The organism is Caballeronia novacaledonica, from assembly GCF_900258035.1.
Classification (GTDB): domain Bacteria; phylum Pseudomonadota; class Gammaproteobacteria; order Burkholderiales; family Burkholderiaceae; genus Caballeronia; species Caballeronia novacaledonica.
Genome location: NZ_OGTP01000014.1, coordinates 16,764 through 39,460, shown reverse-complemented (window position 1 = coordinate 39,460; position 22,697 = coordinate 16,764). Strand labels below are relative to the sequence as shown.

19 protein-coding genes are annotated in these 22,697 nt (G+C 62.8%); 9 read left to right on the top strand and 10 right to left on the bottom strand.

Annotated elements, in window-relative coordinates:
- Positions 1-6 precede the first annotated feature (6 nt).
- From NOV72_RS19595 to NOV72_RS19575, 5 genes are all read left to right on the top strand, one after another.
- Positions 7-1,170, top strand: a complete 1,164-nt coding sequence (locus NOV72_RS19595; protein WP_106856347.1) for a glycosyltransferase family 4 protein — start codon at positions 7-9, stop codon at positions 1,168-1,170.
- Entirely contained in the window at positions 1,170-2,189 is a 1,020-nt protein-coding gene (locus NOV72_RS19590; protein WP_106856245.1) for a hypothetical protein, read from the top strand. Before NOV72_RS19595 ends, NOV72_RS19590 begins: the two co-directional genes overlap by 1 nt.
- A gap of 45 nt (positions 2,190-2,234) precedes the next feature.
- Complete coding sequence (locus tag NOV72_RS19585) at positions 2,235-3,317, top strand: hypothetical protein (protein WP_245933094.1); 1,083 nt, start codon at positions 2,235-2,237, stop codon at positions 3,315-3,317.
- A gap of 5 nt (positions 3,318-3,322) precedes the next feature.
- Entirely contained in the window at positions 3,323-4,333 is a 1,011-nt protein-coding gene (locus NOV72_RS19580) for a polysaccharide deacetylase family protein (RefSeq protein WP_106856243.1), read from the top strand.
- Between the two features lie 121 nt (positions 4,334-4,454).
- Entirely contained in the window at positions 4,455-6,389 is a 1,935-nt protein-coding gene (locus NOV72_RS19575; protein WP_106856242.1) for an acyltransferase family protein, read from the top strand.
- 34 nt (positions 6,390-6,423) lie between these two features.
- Here NOV72_RS19575 and murJ read toward each other — a convergent pair whose 3' ends face one another.
- The gene (murJ, locus tag NOV72_RS19570; RefSeq protein ID WP_106856241.1) at positions 6,424-7,791 is read right to left on the bottom strand and encodes a murein biosynthesis integral membrane protein MurJ; all 1,368 of its coding nucleotides are present in this window, start codon (positions 7,789-7,791) and stop codon (positions 6,424-6,426) included.
- A 114-nt stretch (positions 7,792-7,905) separates the two neighbouring features.
- Positions 7,906-8,469, bottom strand: a complete 564-nt coding sequence (locus NOV72_RS19565) for a serine O-acetyltransferase (RefSeq protein WP_106856240.1) — start codon at positions 8,467-8,469, stop codon at positions 7,906-7,908.
- A gap of 1,102 nt (positions 8,470-9,571) precedes the next feature.
- On the opposite strand from NOV72_RS19565, the gene NOV72_RS19560 reads away from it, so the two are divergent.
- Positions 9,572-10,777: a glycoside hydrolase family protein gene (locus NOV72_RS19560; RefSeq protein ID WP_106856239.1), complete on the top strand. Its 1,206-nt coding sequence runs from the start codon at positions 9,572-9,574 to the stop codon at positions 10,775-10,777.
- A gap of 68 nt (positions 10,778-10,845) precedes the next feature.
- On the opposite strand, the gene NOV72_RS19555 is transcribed toward NOV72_RS19560, so the two are convergent.
- On the bottom strand, positions 10,846-11,925 hold the full coding sequence (locus NOV72_RS19555; RefSeq protein WP_245933093.1) for a GDSL-type esterase/lipase family protein: 1,080 nt from the start codon (positions 11,923-11,925) through the stop codon (positions 10,846-10,848).
- Between NOV72_RS19555 and NOV72_RS32800 the strand changes: the two genes are divergently transcribed.
- On the top strand, positions 11,918-12,103 hold the full coding sequence (locus NOV72_RS32800; protein WP_245933092.1) for a hypothetical protein: 186 nt from the start codon (positions 11,918-11,920) through the stop codon (positions 12,101-12,103). The two genes, NOV72_RS19555 and NOV72_RS32800, sit on opposite strands and share 8 nt — an antisense overlap.
- 219 nt (positions 12,104-12,322) lie before the next feature.
- On the opposite strand, the gene NOV72_RS19550 is transcribed toward NOV72_RS32800, so the two are convergent.
- Together NOV72_RS19550 and NOV72_RS19545 are read right to left on the bottom strand one after the other, a co-directional pair.
- Complete coding sequence (locus tag NOV72_RS19550; RefSeq protein ID WP_106856237.1) at positions 12,323-14,689, bottom strand: penicillin-binding protein 1A; 2,367 nt, start codon at positions 14,687-14,689, stop codon at positions 12,323-12,325.
- An 83-nt stretch (positions 14,690-14,772) separates the two neighbouring features.
- Entirely contained in the window at positions 14,773-15,300 is a 528-nt protein-coding gene (locus NOV72_RS19545) for an Lrp/AsnC family transcriptional regulator (RefSeq protein WP_106856236.1), read from the bottom strand.
- Positions 15,301-15,444: 144 nt separating this feature from the next.
- Here NOV72_RS19545 and NOV72_RS19540 point away from each other — a divergent pair, with 144 nt between their 5' ends.
- Positions 15,445-16,461 (top strand): 1-aminocyclopropane-1-carboxylate deaminase, encoded by a 1,017-nt coding sequence (locus tag NOV72_RS19540; protein ID WP_106856235.1) that lies wholly within the window; start codon positions 15,445-15,447, stop codon positions 16,459-16,461.
- A 3-nt stretch (positions 16,462-16,464) separates the two neighbouring features.
- Here NOV72_RS19540 and NOV72_RS19535 read toward each other — a convergent pair whose 3' ends face one another.
- From NOV72_RS19535 to NOV72_RS19520, 4 genes are all read right to left on the bottom strand, one after another.
- The gene (locus tag NOV72_RS19535; protein ID WP_245933091.1) at positions 16,465-17,334 is read right to left on the bottom strand and encodes a nucleotidyl transferase AbiEii/AbiGii toxin family protein; all 870 of its coding nucleotides are present in this window, start codon (positions 17,332-17,334) and stop codon (positions 16,465-16,467) included.
- Positions 17,312-18,328, bottom strand: a complete 1,017-nt coding sequence (locus NOV72_RS19530) for a type IV toxin-antitoxin system AbiEi family antitoxin (protein WP_106856233.1) — start codon at positions 18,326-18,328, stop codon at positions 17,312-17,314. The genes NOV72_RS19535 and NOV72_RS19530 overlap by 23 nt, the downstream gene beginning before the upstream one ends.
- Before the next feature lie 75 nt (positions 18,329-18,403).
- The gene (gene ppnP / locus NOV72_RS19525; RefSeq protein WP_106856232.1) at positions 18,404-18,724 is read right to left on the bottom strand and encodes a pyrimidine/purine nucleoside phosphorylase; all 321 of its coding nucleotides are present in this window, start codon (positions 18,722-18,724) and stop codon (positions 18,404-18,406) included.
- Positions 18,725-18,823: 99 nt separating this feature from the next.
- A complete protein-coding gene (locus NOV72_RS19520; RefSeq protein WP_106856231.1) occupies positions 18,824-19,675 on the bottom strand; it encodes a class II aldolase/adducin family protein in 852 nt (283 codons plus the stop codon).
- Positions 19,676-20,451: 776 nt separating this feature from the next.
- On the opposite strand from NOV72_RS19520, the gene NOV72_RS19515 reads away from it, so the two are divergent.
- Positions 20,452-21,180 (top strand): Crp/Fnr family transcriptional regulator, encoded by a 729-nt coding sequence (locus tag NOV72_RS19515; protein WP_106856230.1) that lies wholly within the window; start codon positions 20,452-20,454, stop codon positions 21,178-21,180.
- Between the two features lie 684 nt (positions 21,181-21,864).
- Here NOV72_RS19515 and NOV72_RS19510 read toward each other — a convergent pair.
- Positions 21,865-22,692 carry an ABC transporter permease gene (locus NOV72_RS19510; protein ID WP_106856229.1) on the bottom strand — a complete coding sequence of 276 codons (828 nt, stop codon included), beginning with the start codon at positions 22,690-22,692 and terminating at the stop codon, positions 21,865-21,867.
- Positions 22,693-22,697 lie beyond the last annotated feature (5 nt).

Genomic DNA, 22,697 nt, shown 5'->3' with positions numbered 1-22,697 from the left:
ACGCCGATGAAAATCATGCTCGTCGTCAGTTCGATGGGAAGCGGCGGCGCCGAGCGCGTCGCGGCATCGCTCGTCAATGCGTGGGCGCAACGCGGCGACACCGTCACGCTCGTCATCACGTACAGCGGCCGCGGCGCGTGCTTCTATCCGCTCGCGGAAAACGTGCGCTGCGTTTTCCTCGCCGATCGCGTGAAGGCCGGCGCGCGCATGCTGCAATATCCCGCGCGTTTTCGCGCGCTGCGTGCGCTCATTCGCGAGAGCGCGCCGGATGTCGTCGTGTCGTTTCTCTCGAACGTCAACATCACGACGATTCTCGCCACGCGCGGGCTCGGCATTCCGGTGATCGCGAGCGAGCATATCGACCCTTCCGCCGATGGCCGCTCGTCGCTGATGATGCGGATGTGCCGCTTCGTCTATCCGTTCGCCGATCTGCTGACGCTGCTCACGGACAACATGGAGGCGTCGTTTCGCAAGATGGTGCCGCGCGTGAAGGGCATCGAAGTGGTGCCCAATCCGCTGCCGGACGAATTGCTGCTGCTCGATCCGAAGTCCGTCGAGAAGAGCGCGCGCAAGCGGCTGATCGCGGTCGGGCGGCTCAACACGCAAAAGGCGTTCGACTGGTTGATCGACGTGTTCGCGACGCTCGCGCCCGAGTTTCCGGACTGGGATTTGTGGATCTGGGGCGAAGGCCCCGAGCGCGCGGCGCTCGAAGCGCAGGTCGCGCAGCACGAGCTGGGCGAGCGCGTGCTGATGCCCGGCAAGACCACGACGCCGTGGGAAGAAATGGCGCGCTCGGATGCGTTCGTGCTGTCGTCGCGCTACGAAGGCTTGCCGATGGCGATGCTCGAAGGCATGGCGCTCGGACTCGCGACCGTCGCGTTCGACTGCAAGAGCGGCCCGCGCGAACTGACCCGCGACGGCGAAGACGGCGTGCTCGTGCCATTCGCCGACAAGGCCGCGCTGACCGACGCGCTGCGGCGCGTGATGTCCGACGAAGCGTTGCGCGCCGAACTCGGACGCAAGGCGGCGGCATCGGTGCGGCAACGTTACTCGTCGCAGGCGATCTTGCGCCAGTGGGACGCGATCTTCACGCGACTCGGCGCGCGCACGCGTGGCGACGAAGTCAGGAGCACGGCGTATCGGCGCACGGTCACGGGAGAAAAAGCGTAATGGTCGACAGGCGACGCGTGATCCACTCGCTGCTGATGGGCGCCGTGGCCGGCGGGTCGGGCGCGCTCGGCCTCACCGCGCGCGCGGCCGAGCGGCGCGACGTCGTCACCGACAAGTCGTTCGGCGTGAAGGGCGATGGCAAGACCAACGACCGCGTCGCGTTGCAAAGAGCCATCGACCAGTCCGTCGACGCGACGTTGCTCATCACGGGCAAGTGCCGCATCGACGAGAAAGGGCTCGATCTGCGTCGCGACAGTCATGTGCGCTTCGCGCCGGGCGCGTCGATCAAGCTGCTGCCGCACGACACGTCGTTCTATTCGATCTTCCGCATCTGGGACGTGAACAATGTGCTCGTCGAAAACGCGGTGCTCGACGGCAGCAAGGAACTGAACGCCGCCAAGCCGGAGCTGCGTGAGAACGGTCACGGCATGGGCTTTTCGATCGCGGGCAGCACCGAGGTCACGCTCATCTCGCCGAAGACGGTCGGATGCTGGGGCGACGGCATCTATATCGCGAACAGCTACAACGTCGAATACAAGTACAGCAGCGGCATTCGCGTGGTGAATCACCATGCGGACCGCTGCCGCAGACAGGGCGTGTCGATCATCAGCGGACGCAACATCGTGTTCGAGAATCCGCTGTGGGAGAACATCGGCGGCACGCAGCCGGAAGCGGGCCTGGACGCGGAGCCGAACAGCAACGCGGACATTCTGGAGAACATCCGCATCGTCAATCCGACGACGCGCAGGTGCCGCTACGGCATCATCGTCTGGCTGGAGGAGATTGTCGGGCCGATGCCCAAGCATGTCGATATCGGCATCACGAATCATCGCGACGAAGGCGCGAGCGATGCGGCCTTCGCGGTGTCGGCGCTCAAGCTGAACGGGCGCAAAGTGTCCGGGCAGATCGCGAGCCATTCGCCGACGTGGGTGAGCCCGCGGCTTTCCACCGTCGAGAGCATCGATTACGACAAGGCGGGACCGAAGATCGTCGTCACCAACCTGAGGCTCGTGCCCTGACAGCGCGCCCACGGAATAACTAAAGCGAAAAAAATGGCCAATACGATGCAAGCAACCACAATGGACAACACGGCGCAGCAACGCGCACCCGCGAACAGAGTGCGCGGATTCGCGTACTTCATGACGCCTTCCGGATGGGCGTTCCTGGTGCTGGCGGCCGCCGCGCTTTCGATCGTGGCGTTCCGCGAGCGCAGCGTCGGCCTGATCTTCGACCAGGAAGCGTACATTCAGTACTTCCGCTCGACGGACTGGCACTGGCTCGTGCAGTTCTATCAGAACCGCGAGTCGGACATGGGCTTTCTCATCAGCCTCATCACCGAGGAGCTCGGCTGGCGCACGTGGGTCATCATGCTCAACGCGTTCGGCGTGACGCCCGAAGGCGGCATTCGCACGACGGTCGTGCTGCTCAACCTGATCGTGATGTATTCGCTGCTGCAAACGCGGCGCCCGCTGATCGGCCTGCTGCTGTGGCTCGTGATTCCGTACGCGCTCGCCACGGTCGGCCTGTTCCAGATCCGGCAGGGCTTCGGGCTCGCGATCGCGATGCTGTTCGCGTGCCGCTTCAATCGTCCGACGCTCGGCATGGGTCTCGCGAGCTTCGTGCACACGACCTTCGCGGTGCCGACCGCGCTGCTGCTCGCCGCGGGATTCGGCGGCGAGAAGAAGCGTTCGCTCATCGTGGTCAGCGCGGCGGCGGTCGTGCTGGCGTCGGCGGCGAAGTTCCTGTTCGCGACGTACGGCGGACGCCGCATCGACGAATACACCGGCTATCAGGAAAACTTCACGATCAAGCTGCTGATGCTGCTGCTGTTCTACACGATGGCGTCCGTCATGGTGCTGTACTCGACGTGGCGCTCGCCGGAAACGAAGCGCGAACTCGGCTATACGCGTTTGTCGATCATGCATTTCGGGCTGTTCGTGTATCTCGTCGTCGCGTTCTTCGTGTTTCCGTTCGCGAAGGGCCGCGTCTGGTATTGCGTGCCGCTGCTCCTGCCTTTCCTCGCGCCGGAGATCCGGATCAAGAACGCGATGGTTCTCGTCATTACCTTCGGCGTGTACGTGGCCGTCGCCGCCGACGCAACGAAGAGCTATTTCGAAGGCGTCTATAAATACTTCCTGATGCCCTGACGACCATGTCCTACTTCCTGATTTCGCTCGATTTCGAACTGATGTGGGGCGTGCGCGACCATCGCACGATCGCCACGTATGGCAAGAACATCCTCGGCGTGCGCGAGGCGATTCCGGCCATGCTCGCGATGTTCACGAAGTATCGCGTGAAGGCGACATGGGCGACGGTCGGCATGCTGCTCTTCGATAACAAGAAGGATCTGCTCGCGAATCTGCCCGATATCCGTCCGTCGTATGACGACGCAAAGCTCAGTCCGTACACGAACGGCTACATCGATTCGATCGGCGCGGACGAGAAAAGCGATCCGTACCATTACGGGCTGTCGCTCGCGCGCCAGATCGTCGATACCGAAGGCAGCGAGCTCGCGAGCCATACGTTCTGTCATTACTACTGTCTCGAAGCGGGGCAGGACAAGGCGCAATTCGCCGCCGACATGCAGGCATCCGTCGCGGCGATCCGCCGTCTCGCCGATCCGCCCGCGAGCATCGTGTTTCCGCGCAATCAGGTGAACAACGCGTACCTTTCGGTATGCGCGCAAGAAGGGCTGATCGCGTACCGCGGCACCGAGCGCAACTGGATGTATCGGGAAACCTCGCGCGCCGACGAAGCCGCGCTGCGCCGCGCCGCGCGTCTCGCCGACGCCTATATCGATCTTTCGGGCGATCACGCCTTCGACCCGCGTCCTTCGCGCGGGCTCGTCGATGTGCGCTCCAGCCGCTTCCTGCGTCCGTATGCGCGCAACAAGCGGGCGCTGGAATGGCTGCGCATTCATCGGATCAAGCAGTCGATGACATCGGCGGCGCGCACCGGCCGTTCGTTTCACTTGTGGTGGCATCCGCATAACTTCGGCGCGAATCTCGCCGAAAATCTCGCGGTGCTCGAAGCGGTGCTCAAGCATCATGCGCATTTGAGAGAGACCTACGGCGTGCGGCCCGCGACCATGGCGGAAGTCGCGCGGGCGACGCAATCCGAAGAGAGCAGGCTTGCGGAGATGGAGTTCGGGCTGTTCGTTTGACGACGTACGAAGAAGCAACAAGACACTGGAAAACAACCCGCATCGCGGGTGCGCCGCATCGGCTCCGGCCATTGCAGCGCGCCGGCGCGTGCGCGGGATAAGAACAACGAGGGAAAGTGCGATGAATTTCCGTAACGATATAAACGGCTTGCGCGCGTTCGCGGTTCTCGCGGTCGTCCTGTTTCACTTCGACGTGCCCGGCTTCAAGGGCGGCTTTCTCGGCGTCGACGTGTTCTTCGTGATCTCGGGCTATCTGATGACGAGCATCATCTTCAGACGCATGGAGAAGGGCCGCTTCTCGGTGCTCGAGTTCTATGCCGATCGCGCGCGGCGCATCATTCCGGCCCTCGCGTTTCTCTGCTTCATGCTCGGCGTGCTCGGCTGGCTCGTCTTCCTGCCTTCCGAGTTTCGCGCGTTCGGCAAGGCGGCGGGATCGAGCCTCGGCTTCTTCTCGAACATCGTCTACTGGCGCGAGGCGGGTTATTTCGATGTCCGCTCGCACCTGAAGTGGCTGTTGCACACGTGGTCACTTTCCGTCGAGTGGCAGTTCTATCTGCTGTATCCGCTCGGCATTCTGCTCGTGCGCAAACTCTTCGGGCAACGCGGGACCGTGATCGCGCTGATCGGCGTCGCGCTCGCATCGCTGGCGGTGTGCGTCTATCTCTCCGATCCGACGAAGTGGCCGACGGCCGCGTTCTTCCTGCTGCCGACGCGCGCGTGGGAAATGCTCGCGGGCGGTTTCGTGTTCCTGTTCCCGCTGACGCCGCGCCGCGCCATGCGCCGTACGATGGAATTCGCCGGCCTCGCGATGATCGTGTACGGCGCGCTCACCTTCAACGAGAACAACGCGTGGCCCGGCTATCTCGCGCTCGTGCCGGTGCTCGGCACCGCGCTCGTGCTGATCGCGGCGCGCAAGCATTCGATCTTCACGTGCAATCCGCTCGCGCAATTCATCGGCAAGATTTCGTACTCGGTTTATCTGTGGCACTGGCCGTTCGTCGTCGCGCTCACGTACTTCGACAAGGAAGGCTCGCTGCTCTGGCGCGTGGGTGCCATTGCCGGCGGTTTCGTGATGGGATATCTGTCGTATGCGCTCGTCGAATCGAAGACGAGAAAGCCGTCGCCCGGCGAGACGCGCGCGTTCCCGAGGTTCATCACGCTGCGCCCGGTGCTCGCGTTCACGCTGCTGCTCGCGATCGGCGGCGGCAGCATCTATGCGAGCCAGGGCGTGCCGAATCGCTTCGACCGCTCGGTGTTCATCGCCGATAGCGAAACCTACGACACGAACCCGCACCGCACGAAGTGTCACATGATGATCGATCCGTGCGACGTCGCGAGCAAGCAGAAGGACAGCCGCGTGGTCGTGCTCGGCGACAGTCACGCGGAAGCGATCGCCGAAGCGGTCGTCGATGCGGTGCCCAACGGCAAGGAGGGCGATGTCCTGCTCATCACGATCGAAGGCTGTCCGACGATTTACGGCATCCGTCGCGGCAATGGCGACTGCTTCGATCAGGACCGCAAGTACATCGATATCCTCAGCCGCGATCAGACCGCGAAGACGCCCGTGATTATCGCCAATCACTGGTCGCAGTACTGGTCGGGGCCGAGCATGGATGACTTCGCGTTCGTCAATCCCGAGCAGCCCGCGCAGACGCCCACGCCGTTTTCGACCGAGCGGTATCGCGAGCACTTGCTGTCGACGGTCTGCCGCATCTCGAAGATCCGGCCCGTCTATCTCGTGGAGCCGATTCCGGAATTCGACTTCAACGTTCCGCTGATGCTCGCACGCGAAAAGATGAAGGACCCGCACGCGCCCGATCTGTCGATCACGCTCAACGATTACGTCGAGCGCAACGGCGGCCTGTTGCAGGCGATGCGTCAGGCTCACGACCAGTGCGGCATCCATCTGCTCGACCCGCGCCCGTATCTGTGTCCGGACGGCAAATGCATGGGTTCGCACGACGGCCGGCCGCTCTATTCCGACTTCCACCACATGAGCGAATACGGCAACCGCTTCCTCGTGCCGATGTTCCGGCGAGTCTTCGAGCAGAGCTGAAGCTGAGAATCGGCCTCCTTCGGGAGGCCGTATTTCATTCTTGCGTCGCGGTAGGGGTGAACGGCGGCGCGAAGCGCGTCCAGACGATGTAGCTCGCGAGCACGGCGATCGCGCCGATGCCGGTCGCGAGCAGCACGCCCTGCGCGCCATAGAGACGCACGAGAATCACGTTGCCGATGATCTTCGTCCCGAAGCCGATCAGCGAAATCACGGAGATCGCGCGATAACGCATTTCGCTCGCGAACAACTGCACGAGCACGCACATGCCGAAGTAGAACGGCACCTGCAGCAGTCCGTAGCGAAAGAGCGTGGTGACCGCGATCGTGTCGTCGGCGGTGAAGGCGCCTTTCTGGAACAGCAGCTTGACGACATGCGGCGCGAGCGCATACGCGAAAAGTCCGCCGACGAGACCGAGCATCGTCATGATGCCCGACCACTTCAGCGCGGTGCTGCGCGCGCGCGCATGATCGCCGCGATGAAGAATCTCCGCGAGAATCGGCAAGGTCGCGCGCGTGATCGCGAGCGCGCCCATGCTGAGCACGAGCGAGAGCAGCCGGTTCGCGTAGCCGAGCGTCGCGATGGCGCCGTCGCCTTGCTGCGCCATGAAATACTGGTCGATGGGAAGCCAGAGACTCGCGACGACCGAGCCGATCGTGAGCATGCCCATCGAGCGGATCGTCGACGGCCACTGTTTTGCGCGTGCCGACACGCGCGGCAGCGCGGGCATCGAGTCGGCGCGTTTGGCCAGCACGCGCAGCCACGCGGCCTGCACCACGAAGCCGAGCGACGTGCCGAGAACGAGCGGCGTGATCGACGTATTGTTGCGCGCGGCGAGCACGAAGATCAGAAGGCCCATGGCCGGCACGCATTCCAGCAGCGTATTGATGTGCTTGCCCGAAGCCTGAAGGCGCGACGACGAGATGCAGATCGTGAAGGTCAGCAGGCCGACCGGCGTCATGCTGATGATCATGGCCCGGCACATGTCGCGAGTCGATTCGGCGAGACTGCCCGCGATGACATCCGCGAGATAAGGCCAGAACAGCCAGAGCAGCAGAGACGACGCGAGGCCGATGACGAGCCCGACGCCTTCGAGCTCGCCGAGAAAGCCGTCGCGCTGAGACTTGTCTTCCTTGAGCGACACCAGCGCGGGAACGAGCAGCACCGCGAGCACGTTCGTGAGCATCGAGGGCAGCCAGGTGACGAGCGTGAGCGCGAACTGATAGGCGTCGACGGTGCCGCTGATCCCGTAGCGATACGCGATCGCCATTTCCTTCGATGCGCCGATGCATTTCCCGGCGATCACGAATATCAGCAGGACGACCGCGCTTCTCGCGATTCGCTTGTGATCCTGATGCACGCCGCCGAGACGTCGTCTTACCGATTGCACAGCTGCGCTCAGCACGTGTACTCCCCCGCATTCGCATGGAGAGAGGAGCATGCACGAAAACGGGCGCCCCGACTGTTCGCCAAGGCACCCGCCAGCGCCGATGACGGCGCGTCTGTCTTCAAACGATTCTTACGACGATTGCATGGCCCACGGACGCATGATGTAGCGCGCAGCCCGGTTGAGCGACGCATCGTCGGTGAGGATGCGCGCCGGGCAGCCGGCCACCGTCACGTTCGACGGAATGTCCTTCGTCACGACGCTGCCGGCGCCGATCGTGACGTTGTCGCCGATGGTCACGTCTTCGACGATGCAGACGTTCGGCCCGATATACACGTTGTCGCCGATCGTCGCCGCCTTGCCGTGGTTCGATCCGATCGTCACGCCCTGCGAGATGTTGCAGTTCGCGCCGATGACCGCGGTCGGATTCACCACGAGCGAGCCGACATGACTGATATAGAAGCCCGGCCCGATCTTCGTGCGCGGGCTGATCACGAACCCGTACCGGCGCTGCTTCAGGCGGATGATGTGATTGAGCACGAGGCGCGCAGGCCGCGACGACGCCGCGCCCGCGAGCCGCAGCCAGAACATGTAGTTGAACCCTTCGTTCAGCACGAGCTGTTCGAGAAGGAGGATGAGGCTGTACTCCCCGCAGTAGCGATAGAGGTCGCTCTTGATCAGATCGTAGGTTTTCATTGCGGCGCGTCTATGGTTTGCGTGAGTTCTTGTGCGTTATCAGAAGCGGCAGGCGGCACCAACCATAAGACTAATGATTACGCCGCATCGCTTCGGTGCGAAATGGAACACATGACCGATTTGCAACGGGGAAGTATTTCCGGCAGCCTGTATTTTGTCTGTCGAATAACGAAAATATTTAATCAGATCATTAGCGATCCGCGCGAGCGCCAGTTGTCGCGGGAAAACCGGAAGATTGTGTCATCTTCGTATAAACCCGATAAGGGTATGCACCGTAGGGTCTTTCGTCTTCTGATTAAAACTTTTTTTGCGGGCCGTACTTACAAAATCCGATTCGTCAGTTGAAAACGCATTTAAGCCGCTTTCATCTTGTAATTATTGCTTATTCGGTTCGTCGAAGACGGTAAATCGACGGCGGCGAATGAGGATAACCGGCGGCACCATCGATCAATAAAGCGAAATAATCTGCCGATTGTTGATCGTTTCGGCATACGAAAGGCGCTCGGCCAAGCCTTGTATGGCCTTCCGTCAAGGTGTTCAGCCGGAACTTCGCGTGAACGTTCGTATGCTTAAAATCGAATGTTCAGATGAATGTTAATCGTCGTATCGAATGTGGATTAAAGTGGCATTATTCATCTACGGTATTAACATTCAAAAAGACGTAGATTAATTCACTCTCCGGTGAATGAAACAGAAAATGCAACGCATTAAAGCGCGGAAAAAGCAAAATAAAAAGTTACAAGCGTACATTCTGTAACAAGTAGCGGGTAGAAATACTCCGTAACAATCGGTAGTATTAATAAAAGACGGTAATTGCTTCCGTCAGACTTCAGTGCTTCGGCGGTCCGTTCGCGGGTCGATCGGGCATGGGCTGAACAGGTTTTCCGGAATATCTGGTTCCTCAATCCCGAAGTCGCTCTGTTTTTCGCCGAGATGCCTTTCGGAGTCGCCGTGTGCGGCTGTCGAGCGCTGAGCGGCGCAATCGTTTGCGCCTGCTGAATTTGCGTTGGTCATCTCACCGCCCATAAAGAAACGTTGCGTGCGGCCGATGTCGCAGGAACGGGTTCGCCCGTCGATAACGCACGACCAATTGGAAAGACTAATGCTTCCGAACAACACTCAGGCAGACAACCAGGTAGACAACACCCGTATCGCTACCCGTCGCAAGTTGCTGACCTCGCTCATCGCGGGCAGCGGTGCGTTCGTGCTCGCCGCATGCGGCGGCGGCAGCGATGGCGGCGTGGCCGATTCGGTCGCGGATCGCTGGAGAAGGAGAAACAACGGTGGCGCCTCCACGGCGACGCCCGCGAGCTCGGCTTCGTCCGCCACGCCCGCCAGCGCGGCCACCCCCGCCAGCGCAGCGACGCCGGCAAGCTCGACGTCCGCCGCGTCCGATAACACCGCCGGCACGATCGCCGCTTCGTCGTTCGGCGTGAAGGCCGATGGCAAGACCAACGACCGCGCCGCGCTGCAGGCCGCCATCGACGGTTCCGTCGGCCAGATTCTGCTGATCTCCGGCCAGGTCCGCATCGACACGACCGGCCTCAAGCTGCGCACGAACAGCCACATCCGCTTTGCGTCGGGCGCTTCGATCAAGCTGCTGCCGCACAACGCCGACATCTACCAGATGATGCTCATCGAAGACGTGAGCAACGTCACCGTCGAAAACGCGTACCTCGACGGCAGCAAGGAGCTGAACTCGGCTTCGGGCGGCGAGCACGGCATGGGCTTCTCGATCCTCGGCGGCCAGAACGTGACGCTCACGGCGCCGACGACGATCAACACGTGGGGCGACGGCATCTACATCAACGACAGCCAGAGCAAGAAGAACACGCCGACGTACAACCTGCGCGTCGACAACCACAAGGCCGACGGCTGCCGCCGTCAGGGCGTGTCGATCATCTCGGGCGACACGATCGTGTTCAACACCCCGACGTGGCAGAACATCACCGGCACGGCGCCGGCATGCGGTCTCGACTTCGAACCGAACGACAACTCGGCCGTGTTCAAGAACATCACGATCAACAGCCCGACGACGGCGAACTGCAAGGGCGGCGGCATCAACGTGTGGTTCGGCTCGCTGCCGGGTCCGGTCAGCAAGACGGTCAGCATCGCGATCACGAACCACGTCGACACGACGAGCCCCGGCGGTTCGTTCGCGGTTCAGGGTCTGTCGCTCGACGGCTATGTCGTGAACGGCACGATCAGCAGCTCGAATCCGAAGTGGAAGTACCCGCTGATCGTTGAGCAGTGGGACAAGTCGGGTCCGACGATCAACGTCACGAACCCGACGATCGTCAAGTCGTAATCGGCGACGAAAGACGAACGCCATGCGGAGAAGCCTTTCCGCATGGCGTTTTTGCGTTTTCGCGCCGCTTATTTGAGCCAGCCGAGATTCACGGAATTGGCGATGGCCTGCAGGCCCGCCTGATTCGGATGCAGATGATCGCCGCTGTCGTACGCGCCGAGCATGACGGGCGGGTTCGACGGATCGCTGAGCGCGGCGGCCTGATCGAGCACGGCATCGCATCCGCTGCCGGCGGTGGCGACGAACGCGTTCACCGCTGCGCGCGTCGCCTCGATATCCGGCGTCCACGACGACACGCCCTCGAACGGCGTGAGCGTCGAGCAGATGACGCGGACGCCCGCCGCATGCGCGCTCTGCGCCAGTTCGCTGAACGCGCTGTTGAGGCGGGCCGCCGTCGGCGGCGCGCCACCGATCAGGCTGTTGACCGCGTCGTCGGAAATGATGACCCACTTCACGTTGTACTGGTCGAGCACGTCGCGCTGGAAGCGCGTGAGGCCGGCTTCGCCCGAACCGTTCGTGAAGAAATCGTTGCCGGAAATGCCCTGATTCAGCACGCCGACTGTCATGCCGGCTTGCTGCAGGCGCGCGGCCAGGAGGTTCGGCCAGCGGCCGTTGATGTTCGGCTGCGACGCGAGGCCGTCGGTGATCGACGCGCCGAACGCGACCACGACGCCCGTCGCGCTGGCGTTCTGCACGACGACGTCGGTGAGGAAGTAATAGGACTGCGCGCCGAGCGCGTTGACCACGCCGCCGGTGAAGTTCGTGTCGGCGCTGACGTCGCCGGGTGCGATATACACGTCCTGGAGACCGTCCACGTGACCGGTTGTATCGCCCGGCGTCTGCTGCGGCAGATAGGCGCTGACGACGATATCCGTGAGCGCCGGCACCTGAAACGCGACCGGATCGCTCATCATCGCGCGGCCCGGCGGGATCGTGACGAACGATTGGCCGTCGAAAGTCACGGCCTTGTCGGAGCCGGGCACGGTGCGCTGGCCGCTCGCTCTCAACGCGACGTGGACATCGCCGATCACGAGCGGATCGCTGCCATACAGGTTCGAGAACTGCACGCCGAGGGCCGTCCCGCCGATGCTCGTGTGCACGATCTGCCGGATCGTCTGATTGTTGAAACCGCCGTTACCGATGGACATCGGCGCGGCGCTCCAGGTGCCGGTCCACGGCAAGGTGGCGCTGATGCTCTGCGCGAAAGTGGACGACGAAAGCGACAAGGCGAGCGCAGTGGCCGTGACGGCTCGCCTGATGCGAGGCAATTGCTTGTTCAACGCGTTCTCCGAACCCAGCCGGGACATGAAGTGGACGTCTGCGTGACGCCGCGACGTCCATGGAGTGGGGAAGTTCGATTGGCGGGCGCGTGTGGCCACAGCGCGCCGTTTTGGTTGGCGAAATCTTCGGTCAGTTTGTTTCGTCTTGACGCATCGGAACACCGATCGCGCGCACGCTCTGTGCGCGGACGCTCATATCGGAGGAAAGGCGATTTTGAATCGATTGCGCCGCAACTAACCGCCTTCGATGGACGCGCGCCGCGCGTTACGGCTGCGCGCCGGATGCCGCGTCGGGCGACGATGCCGGCGCTGCATCGCTCGCACTTTCTCCCGGCGATGGCAGGATCGGCGGCAACGTCGTGAACACCGGCGGTTGCGGCGTTTCTTCGGTCACTTCGGCCGCCGGCTCCGAAGGCGTGCGTTTCGCGCGCGCGGGAGGCTGCGCCGCCGTCTGCGCGGTTTTGGGCTTGCCGGGCTTCGGCGCTTTCGAGAAGGTTTCGTCGAACCAGGTTCGTACGCGCGTGGTCATGGTCTGCCACAGGCCCGGCGTTTCCTGCGTGTCGAAGCGCGCGCGTGCGTCGATCAGATGCGAACGCAGCGAGCGCTGCATGAAGTCGCCGACGACCGGCAGCGCGCTATGCGCGCCTTGTCCCCAGTAGTCGCTGCGCAGCGTGACGCGGCTGTCGTTGAAGCCGATCCACGCGCCCGCCACGAGTTGCGGATGCATCAGGATGAACCAGCCGTCCGCGTTGTCCTGCGTCGTGCCCGTCTTGCCCGCGACGTCCGCGCGAATGCCGAAGCGCGTCCGGATCGCCGTGCCCGTGCCGCGATCGATCACGTCGCGCATCACGTCGACGAGCTTGCGCGTCGCATCGACGGACAATGCGCGCTCCGGTGCGCTCTCGAACTGCGCGAGCACGTCGCCGTCCTTGTTCTCGATGCGCGTGACGAGCAGCGGCTCCATATAACTACCGTCGTTGGCGATGGTGCCGTACGACGACACCATCTCCTTCAGCGTGACCGGACTCGTGCCGAGCGCGAGCGACGGCACCACGTCCAGATGACTGTCGCGCACGCCCATGTCGCGCGCCAGCCGCGCGACGCGTCCGGGTCCGACCTGCTCCATCAGTTGCGCGGTGATGCGGTTCTTCGAATACGCGATGCCGTCGCGCAGACTCACCGGGCGGCCCGAGGGCGGCGAGTCGTCGGTGGGGCGCCAGGTTTCGGCGCCGCGCACCGGAATTTCGACAGCCTGATCGACGAACGTGTCCGTCGGCTTCGCGCCGCGCTCGAACGCCGCGCCGTAGACGAAGGGCTTGAACGTCGAGCCGGGCTGGCGGCGCGCCTGCGCGACGTGATCGAACGGATCCTGCGTGAAGTCGCGGCTGCCGACCCACGCCTTGATCTGGCCGTTGCGCGGATCGAGCGCGAGAAACGCGGCCTGCACGCGCGTCTTGTTCTCGCACAGCGCCTGCATGAACGCGCGATCCGCGCCGAGTTTTTTGATGGCATCGGCGTCGTTCGCGCCGCCCGTGCGCAACGCGCGATATTCATCCGTCTCGCGGATGAACGCGTGCGCGAGATCGACGTTCGTGTTCGCGCAGCCGCCGCGACCGCCCCACGCCGCATTCGCGATCGATTGCAACTGATTGCCTTGCAGCGCGAGCGCGTTCGCCGCCATCGTCTGCAGACGCGAATCGATGGTCGTGCGCACGACGAGGCCATCGGAATAGATGTTGTAGTCGTTGTCGTCGGCCCAGCCGATCAGCCACTTGCGCAATTGCTGCGCGAAGTGCGGCGCGCGGCCCGGCTCTTCCGTCTGCCGCTCGAAGTCGATGCGCAACGGGCGCTTTCTGAGCGCATCGAGCTTCGCGGCCTGTAGATGGCCGAACTTCACCATCTGCCCGAGCACGATGTTGCGGCGCTCGAGCGCGCGCTCGGGATTGATCACCGGGTTGTAATAGCTGTTGCCCTTCAACATGCCGATGAGCGTCGCGCTCTCCAGCACGTCGAGCTGGCCCGCGGATTTATCGAAATAAGTGCGCGCGGCCATTTCGATGCCGTACGCGTTGTAGAGAAACGGCACCGTGTTCAGATAGGTTTCGAGGATCTCGTCCTTCGAATACAGCGCTTCGATCTTGAACGCGGTGATCGCTTCCTTCAGCTTGCGCGTGAGCGTCTGCGAACGGCCGATTTCCTCGGGATACAGATTGCGCGCGAGCTGCTGCGTGAGCGTCGAGCCGCCCTGACGGTCGCCCGAAAACGTACGCAGCGCCGCGCCCGCAGTGCGCCGGAAATCGATGCCGTGATGCTGATAGAAGCGCCGGTCTTCCGTCGCGATGAGCGCGTCGATCACCTGCGGCGAGATCTGCTTCAGGCTCACCCATTCGCGATGCGTCGGCTTGAACTCGGCGAGCAGCTTGCCGTCGGCGGAATAGATCTGCGCGGGCTGATCGACCTTCGCCTTGCGGATATCGCGGATGCCGGGCGTGAACGGAATCAGCACCAGCACGTAGAGCACGAAGAGCGCGGGCAGCAGAAGCAGCGTGCGCGGCCGCAGATGCGGACGCAGCCGCAACGCGAGGCGAGCCAGAATCGCCTTGGCCAGGGCTTTGAAATCAAACGCGGTCACAACGAAACGGGATGCCCGGACATGGAAAACCCTGAATCGTAGCGTAATTTTTCAGCAGGTCTTTCGCAAATTTGTATTCGAGGTCACGGCGTGCGCGCGCCGGCCGACTCGCCGATGGGAAACGCCGTCGTCGAAAGAATCTCGCGCAGCACGACGAACGTGCGGATCTGGCGCACGCCGGGCAGATAAAGCAGCTTCTCGGCGTGGAGCCGGTTGAAGCTCTCGCTGTCGCGCGTGCGGATCAGCATGAAGAAGTCGAATTCGCCCGTCACGACGTGACATTCCATGCAGCCGGGCACTTTCTGCGCGGCCTTTTCGAAATCGGCGAAGGAATCGGGCGTGGAGCGGTCGAGGATCACGCCGATCAGCACGAGCATGCCGGCGTCGAGCGCTTTCGGATCGAGCAGCGCGACGGTCGCGCGGATCAATCCCGCTTCGCGCAACCGCTCGACGCGCCGCAGACATGCGGGCGGGCTGAGATTCACCTTCTCCGCGAGCGCGACATTCGAGATCGACGCGTCGCGCTGCAACTGACGCAGGATCGCGCGATCGACGCGATCGGTCTGAACGCCCGCCGGATGCGGGTTCGGAGCGGATGAGGTTTTTTTCATTGCGTGGCGGCGATATCGGACGAAATAAAAGTGCGCATGAACGTCAGTACATTCGCAGACGTTAGGCCGATGCCATTTTTTTCGCAACCCGTCCATTCCCGGCACTCTCTACGATGGTGTTCCACTCTCACGAGGACGCCGATCATGAACCTGCAACGTTTTCCCCGTTATCCGCTCACTTTCGGACCGACGCCCATTCAGCCGCTCAAGCGCCTTTCCGCGCATCTCGGTGGCAAGGTCGAGTTGTATGCGAAGCGCGAGGACTGCAACAGCGGCCTCGCGTTCGGCGGCAACAAGACGCGCAAGCTCGAATATCTGATTCCCGAAGCGATCGCCGAAGGCTGCGACACGCTCGTGTCGATCGGCGGCGTGCAGTCGAACCAGACGCGCCAGGTCGCGGCGGTCGCCGCGCACCTCGGCATGAAATGCGTGCTGGTGCAGGAGAACTGGGTCAATTACGCCGATGCCGTCTACGACCGCGTCGGCAATATCCAGATGTCGCGGATGATGGGCGCGGACGTGCGGCTCGTCGCCGACGGCTTCGATATCGGCATTCGCAAAAGCTGGCAGGACGCGATGGACAGCGTGCGCGCGGTCGGCGGCAAGCCGTTTCCGGTGCCGGCGGGCTGCTCGGAGCATCCGCTGGGCGGTCTCGGCTTCGTCGGTTTCGCGGAGGAAGTGCGCGCGCAGGAAGCGGAACTCGGCTTCACGTTCGATTACATCGTCGTGTGCTCGGTGACGGGCAGCACGCAGGCGGGCATGGTCGTCGGCTTCGCGGCGGACGGACGCGCGCGGCGCGTGATCGGCATCGATGCATCGGCGAAACCGCAGCAGACGCACGATCAGATTTTGCGCATCGCGAAGCACACGGCGGCGCTCGTCGAGCTCGGCCAGGACATCGCGCGCGAGGACGTGATTCTCGACACGCGCTTCGGCGGCCCCGAATACGGCCTGCCGAACGCGGGCACGCTGGACGCGATTCGTCTTTGCGCGCGGCTCGAAGGCGTGCTGACCGATCCGGTGTACGAAGGCAAGTCGATGGACGGCATGATCCAGATGGTGCGCAACGGCGAATTCCCCGAAGGCTCGAAGGTGCTGTACGCGCATCTCGGCGGCGTGCCCGCGCTCAACGCGTACAGCTATCTGTTCCGCAACGGCTGACCGCTAGAACGACTCGCGAAACGCGTAGAACAGCGCGGCGATTCGTTCCGACGTATCGGCTTCGAAGACGGCCATGCGCGAGCCGAGCATGTGCGTGAGAATCGGCGGCGCGGGATCGTCCGGGCGCAGGATCGCGAGAATCTGCGCGCGGACGGCTTCATCGACGAGCGCCGCCGTGTCGCGGCCCAGCAGCGCGGCGCCCGCGATTTCCGGATCGAAACCGTGGCGCTCGACGAGATCGAAGGCATCGGAATAAAGACGGTCTCGGTTGCCCGCCTGCTCGTAATGCGCCATCAGAAAGAGCAGATCGATCGCGTCCTTGCGATCCGCCGCGTGCCGGTCCTGCCACGCGATGAGCTTCAGCATCGCCTGCGCGGGCAGCGCTGCGACCGGCACGACGAGATCACGGTCGATGCGCACGGCGATCGCCGTATCGAGCGCCTGCCTGAAACCCGCGACGTTCATCCGCACCGATCCGTCCGGCGGCCACGCGATTTCACCGTGCGTGTCCTGCACGCCGCCGAACGGCACGATGTCGAGCCACGTGCGCTCGCCGGTCTGCGGCGCGCGGTAATTCAGGCGATGCGCCGAGCCCTTCGGCGCCGTGAAATGGCCGGACGCGAGCAACGCGTGGCGCAATGCGTCGTGGCCGGTCCAGCTTTGAATCGAAATGCCGATGTCGATGTCGGCGGTCGCGCGCGTCGCCTTTATGTCGTGGACGTGCGTGAGCAGAAGGTCGCGCGCACTCGCGCCGCCGATGAACCACGCGATGCCCGTTGCGTGCGTCGCGGCGACGACGTCGCGCAGCATCGCCGACATGACGCCGGCGAGCGGTCGATGCGGCAGCAGTTCAAGCGGCGAGGTAGCGTTCACGCAGCATCCTGGCGGTTTCGAGATTGCGCGGGTCGCCGCTCGCGACGAGATCGGCGTACACGATCAGCGGCGCGACGACGTTCGGCGGCAGTCCTTCGATGGGCGCGAGCGCGATGGGCGCGCGCAGGAATTCGACGTTCCCGGCGGGATCGGGCCGCAACCGCGCCTGCATGATCCACTCGCGCGGCACGGTTTCGGCGCAATAGGCGGTGACCGTCGCCGGCTTCAGATATTCCGTGAGTATCGCCGCGGCGGGCTCGCCGCCAAACTGGCATTGACCCGGCAGATCGGGCGCGTCGCGCCACCAGTCGTTCGACTCCGCGCGATATCGCCCGATGAGCAGCGATTCTCGCAGTTGCCGGGGATACAGCGTGACCCATTCGTCGATGAGCCGTTCCTTGTCGGCGAATTGCAGGCCGCGGCCATCGGGACGTTCGAACACGTCGCGATGATCGATGAGCGCGCGCACCGCGTTTTGCACCGTGCCGTGACTGACGCCCGCGTTCTGCGCGATGTCGCGATAACCGCGCTCCAGCAGCGAGGGCGTGACGAGCAGTGCGAGCGTCACGCGCAGTGTCGATTTGGTCCAGGTTCTGGACCGATGCGCCTTGCCGTGCGCCACGCGCGGCCGGCCCGAGACGATCACGACGCTATTGCCTTCGACGAGGCTCGCGTTGCCGGCGAGATCGAGTGCATCGACGCCGGATTCGCGGCACGCGCGGATCATGTCCGGCGACAGATACCGGGTGACGAGCGTGGGATTCGCGCCGCCGTTGCGCGCGGCCGATGCGCCGAACGCGGACAGCGCGCTGAACCGGTCGATATTTTCCCGCACGACGACGGGACGTTTGAAACGCGCCCCGCCGATGCGGAATTCGATGGCGGCGTCATACTCGCCGCGCGCGGGCCGCTTGACGCGGCGCGCGGCGAGGCCGGTCGCTTCGCTGAAGGCGGCTGCGGCGGCTTCGACGAGTTGCTCGGCATTCGGCGGCATAGGTCGGCTCGTTGTCCAATTTTAAAGATTGTACACGAAACGTGGACGTCGATAAAAATTGGACAAAAGCTCAGGTCACAGATAGCTGCAGACGTAATCGAGCGTTTCGGTCACGTCGATATCGAAGCGGCTCTTGCCCGGCACCGAGAACGATTCGCCCGCGCCGTAGGTCTTCCATTCGTCGCTGCCGTCGAGACGGATGCGGCACTGGCCGGCTTGCACTTCCATCAGCTCGGGCGCGTCGGTGCCGAAGTTGAGCGTGCCGGGCAGGATCACGCCGAGCGTCTTGTTCGTGCCGTCGGCGAAAAGGACGGTATGCGACACGCACTTGCCGTCGAAGTAGACATTGGCGCGTTTGATGACGGAAACCTGATCGAATTGCGTTGCGGCGGTCATGGCGGTGGTCCTTGGTTGTCGTGGAAGGGTGGTCCGCCATCATACAAAAAAGGGCGATGCGGGTTCTAGCGCGTCGCCCGGGTCAGCCAGAAAGCAAGCTCAATCGAACATATCAGGCTGCGTGGCGACGAGATCATTCCATATGGTCTGAAAGTGCAACCAGCCAATGTACTCACTTCCGACGTGCTCACGGCTGTAGCGCGCGCGGTCTTCCGGCACGAGCTTCGGCGTGACGCCGGTCGCTTCGACCATCAGTTGTTGCTGGCAGCAGCGCTCGAGCGCGATGAACCAGAACGCGGCCGAATCGATGCTGTGGCGGCTCGCGGTCAGCAGGCCGTGGTTCTGATGAATCGCGGCCTTCACGCCCTGGAACGCGTTCGCGACCTTGTTGCCGCCCTTCACTTCGACGGCGACCTTGCCCGCTTCGTCACCGATCACGACGTGGTCTTCATAGAACGCACAGGCGTCCTGCGACATCGGGATCAGCGGCTTGCCGAGCGCCGCGAACGCGGTGCCGTAGACGGTATGCGCGTGGCACATCGCGACGATGTCCCGATGCTGCTCGTGGACCGCCGCGTGCAGCACGAAGCCCGCGCGATTGATCGCGTAATCGCCTTCGACCACGTTGCCCTCGTGATCCGCGCAAATCAGGTTCGACATCTTCACTTGCGAGAAGTGAACGGCCATCGGGTTGGTCCAGTAGAGCGACGGATTCTCCGGATCGCGCACCGTGAGGTGGCCCGCGAAACCGTAATCGAAGCCTTGCAACGCGAACGCGCGGCACGCGGCGACGAGGCGCTCTTTCAGATACCGTCGATGTTCGGCGTGGCTCGAAAACGTCGGCAGCTCGGGGAAAATCAGACCTTCCTGTTCCGGCTGATAGATCGACACGCGGCCTTTAAGGTCGATTGCCGTGTCGGTCTTTGCGGGGGTCTCCATGACGTCGCTCATCTTTTCGCTCCTTGCGGATCAAGTGGGTATGCCACGCATGGTGCCGCGAGCGATGCTTGCGGACAAACGAAGGTTGTTCAAGGAAACATGAGTCACATTCATGCTTCGGCTTTCGCAGCCTTTGCTGGATTCGCGAATTCGCTCAGGTATAGGCGATGCAACATTTTTCGCGGTGCCGCAATTGCGCTTCCGATCATACGAAGCCCCGGTTCACGACGCGGGCGAATCCTGCGAAGTCCCGCCGCATAAGGCTCGGCGACGACTCAACAGCGGGCCTTCAAAAGCCGCGCGAGAAGCCGTTAACCACGTTTGCAACATTTTGTGAGCAGAGGCCGTTTCCACAGCGACAAGCTTCTGACGCGTGCAATCTGCAGCGTATTCGAAAATCCGACTCCCGCCGAACCCTTATCGCGACAGGACATTGGCCAGACGAAAACGTTTGGCGTCGGCCGCGCTTCTCGTGCGATCCGTATGAAGGTCGTCTTTCAGGTTTGAATCAATTTTGTTCGTACTTGAGCGCACGTTGCCGCGCGTTGCGTGCGGCCTCGCGCAAACCCCAGTTGGTATAAGGATTGGCGTGCGCTGGCACACCTCTCGCTAATGTATGACCAAGCACGAAGGTCACCGCGATCCTTCAACAACAGATAAGAGCGGTGAGTTTGTGCTACGGGGCTGGTCGCAACAGGTTCGATGTACGCCGTCAGATGCATACGCGAATCCTGTTGCGAGCCAGAAGAAATCAAAAGCGCGAAGCGCATACGCACGAGACTAAAAAAATGTTGACTCTTCAATCCGATCTGCACGGCAATCATTTGTTGGGCGCGCTTCCGGCACAGGAATGGCAAGCCATCGCGCCGCATCTCGAACTCGTCCAGTTGCGCACGGAACAGTTGCTGTGCGATTCCGGTCAACGCATTCATCACGTGTACTTCCCGACCACGGCGATCATCTCGCTTCTGCATACGATGGAAGACGGCGGTTCCGTCGAGGTCGCGGCGGTCGGACGCGAAGGGATGTCGGGTGTTCCGGTACTGACGGGCGGCGACACGATGCCGACTCGCGTACAGGTGCAATGCGCGGGCTTCGCGTACCGCATGAGCGCGGGCGCGTTGCGCGAGCATTTCGGCCGCTCTGACTTCCTGCGCCGCGTGATGTTGCTGTACATGCAAGCCCTGCTCACGCAAGTCGCGCAGACGGCTGCGTGTAATCGTCACCACTCGCTGTCGAAGCAACTGTGCCGCTGGCTGCTGATCCAGACGGATCGCACTCCGAACGATCAGTTGCGCGTGACGCAGCAGATGATCGCCGATATGCTGGGCGTGCGTCGCGAGGGTGTGACCGAAGCTGCCGGCAAGCTCCATGATGCGGGGCTGATTCATCATAGCCGCGGATGCATCAGGATTCTGGATCGCGCGGGGCTCGAGGAGCGTGCGTGTGAGTGTTATGGCATCGTCAAGCGTGAGTTTGATCGGATGTTGCCGCGGCGGGCTGAAGCGGTTGTTTGAGCGGGTTTTTGGTCTTTTCGCCGGATCCCGATTTCGTATTGGTTTATTGGCGTAGCCCCTGTGCGGGGCGGCAGTCACTTTCTTTGCTGCTGCAAAGAAAGTAACCAAAGAAAGCAGCCGGCGCACGGCCCGCGGTCACACGCAATTTGGCCACACGTGCCAGCCGGCAATGGTCCTCGCCTAAGTGTCGCCCTCATAGGCCCACTCGGGCTTGGATCGCGCACGGTCTGACATGCCATTACTTTGAGCGCTCTGGTTCAGCTCGAAATAGCTTCGGCACAGCGCTTCGCGCTGCCGTGGGGTATGCAAGGGAAACCATCGTGTACGTGGGCAGTGCAGTGCGGTGCGACGCGACGCGGTGAGAAAGCTGTGTCAGCAAAGAAGCGCGCGCAGACCGAGTTGACCGGTCGGCCGCGAAGCGGGCCGGAGCTATTTGGTGCTGAACCAATCTGGCGTGTGGTGCGATGTGTCAGATCGTGCGCGATCCAAGCCCGATTCGGCTTGCGAGGGCATTCGCTACTCTGGGTTCCATTCAGCCAATCGCCTGTGCCGCGGCCGGCATGAAGCACTTTGGATGGGGATAGCTGTTTCTTTGGTTACTTTCTTTGCAGCAGCAAAGAAAGTGACTGCCGCCCCGCACAGGGGCAACACCAATAAACCGACACGAAATCGGGATCCGGCGAATCAAACGAGCCCACGGCTGGCCGCAGCCGCCCGCCCCCGCAGCCAATTGATGCTCGCAAAAAGCAAAACGGCAAACACGATCAACATCGTCGCGACCGCGAGAATCGACGGATCGATCGAATCGCGAATACCGCTCCACATCTGACGCGGCACAGTGCGCTGATCCGGCCCGCCGATAAACAGAATCACGATCACTTCATCGAACGAGGTCGCGAAGGCGAACACGCTGCCCGTAGCGACGGCGGGCGTGATAAGCGGCAAGGTCACGCGGCGAAACGCGATCCACGGCGTCGCGCCGAGACCGGATGCCGCGCGCAAGAGACTCTGATCGAACGACAGCAATGAAGCCGTCACCGTGATCACGACGAAGGGTGTGCCGAGCGCCGCGTGCGCGAAGATCACGCCGGGATACGAGTTCACGAGCCCGAGCGGCGCGAAGATCAGATAGAAGCCCGCCGCGACGACGACGATCGGCACGATCATCGGCGAGATGATGATCGGCATGATGATCGAGCGCAATGGAAACTGCGAGCGCGAGAGACCGAGCGCCGCGAGCGTGCCGAGACACGTGGCGATCAACGTCGATGCCGCGCCGATGCCGATGCTGTTCAACAGCGACCGCTGCCAGTCGGGGCTCGTCAGCGCCTGCTCGTACCAGCGCAGCGAAAAGCCCTGCAACGGATAAGAAAAATAGGATCCCGAATTGAATGAGAGCGGGATGATCGCGAGAATCGGCGCGACGAGAAAGAACAGCACGATCGCCGTATGCACGCGCACCCAGCGCGATGCGATGCATTCGGTCAGCACCCTGTTGCGTGGCTCTGTCATGGAAA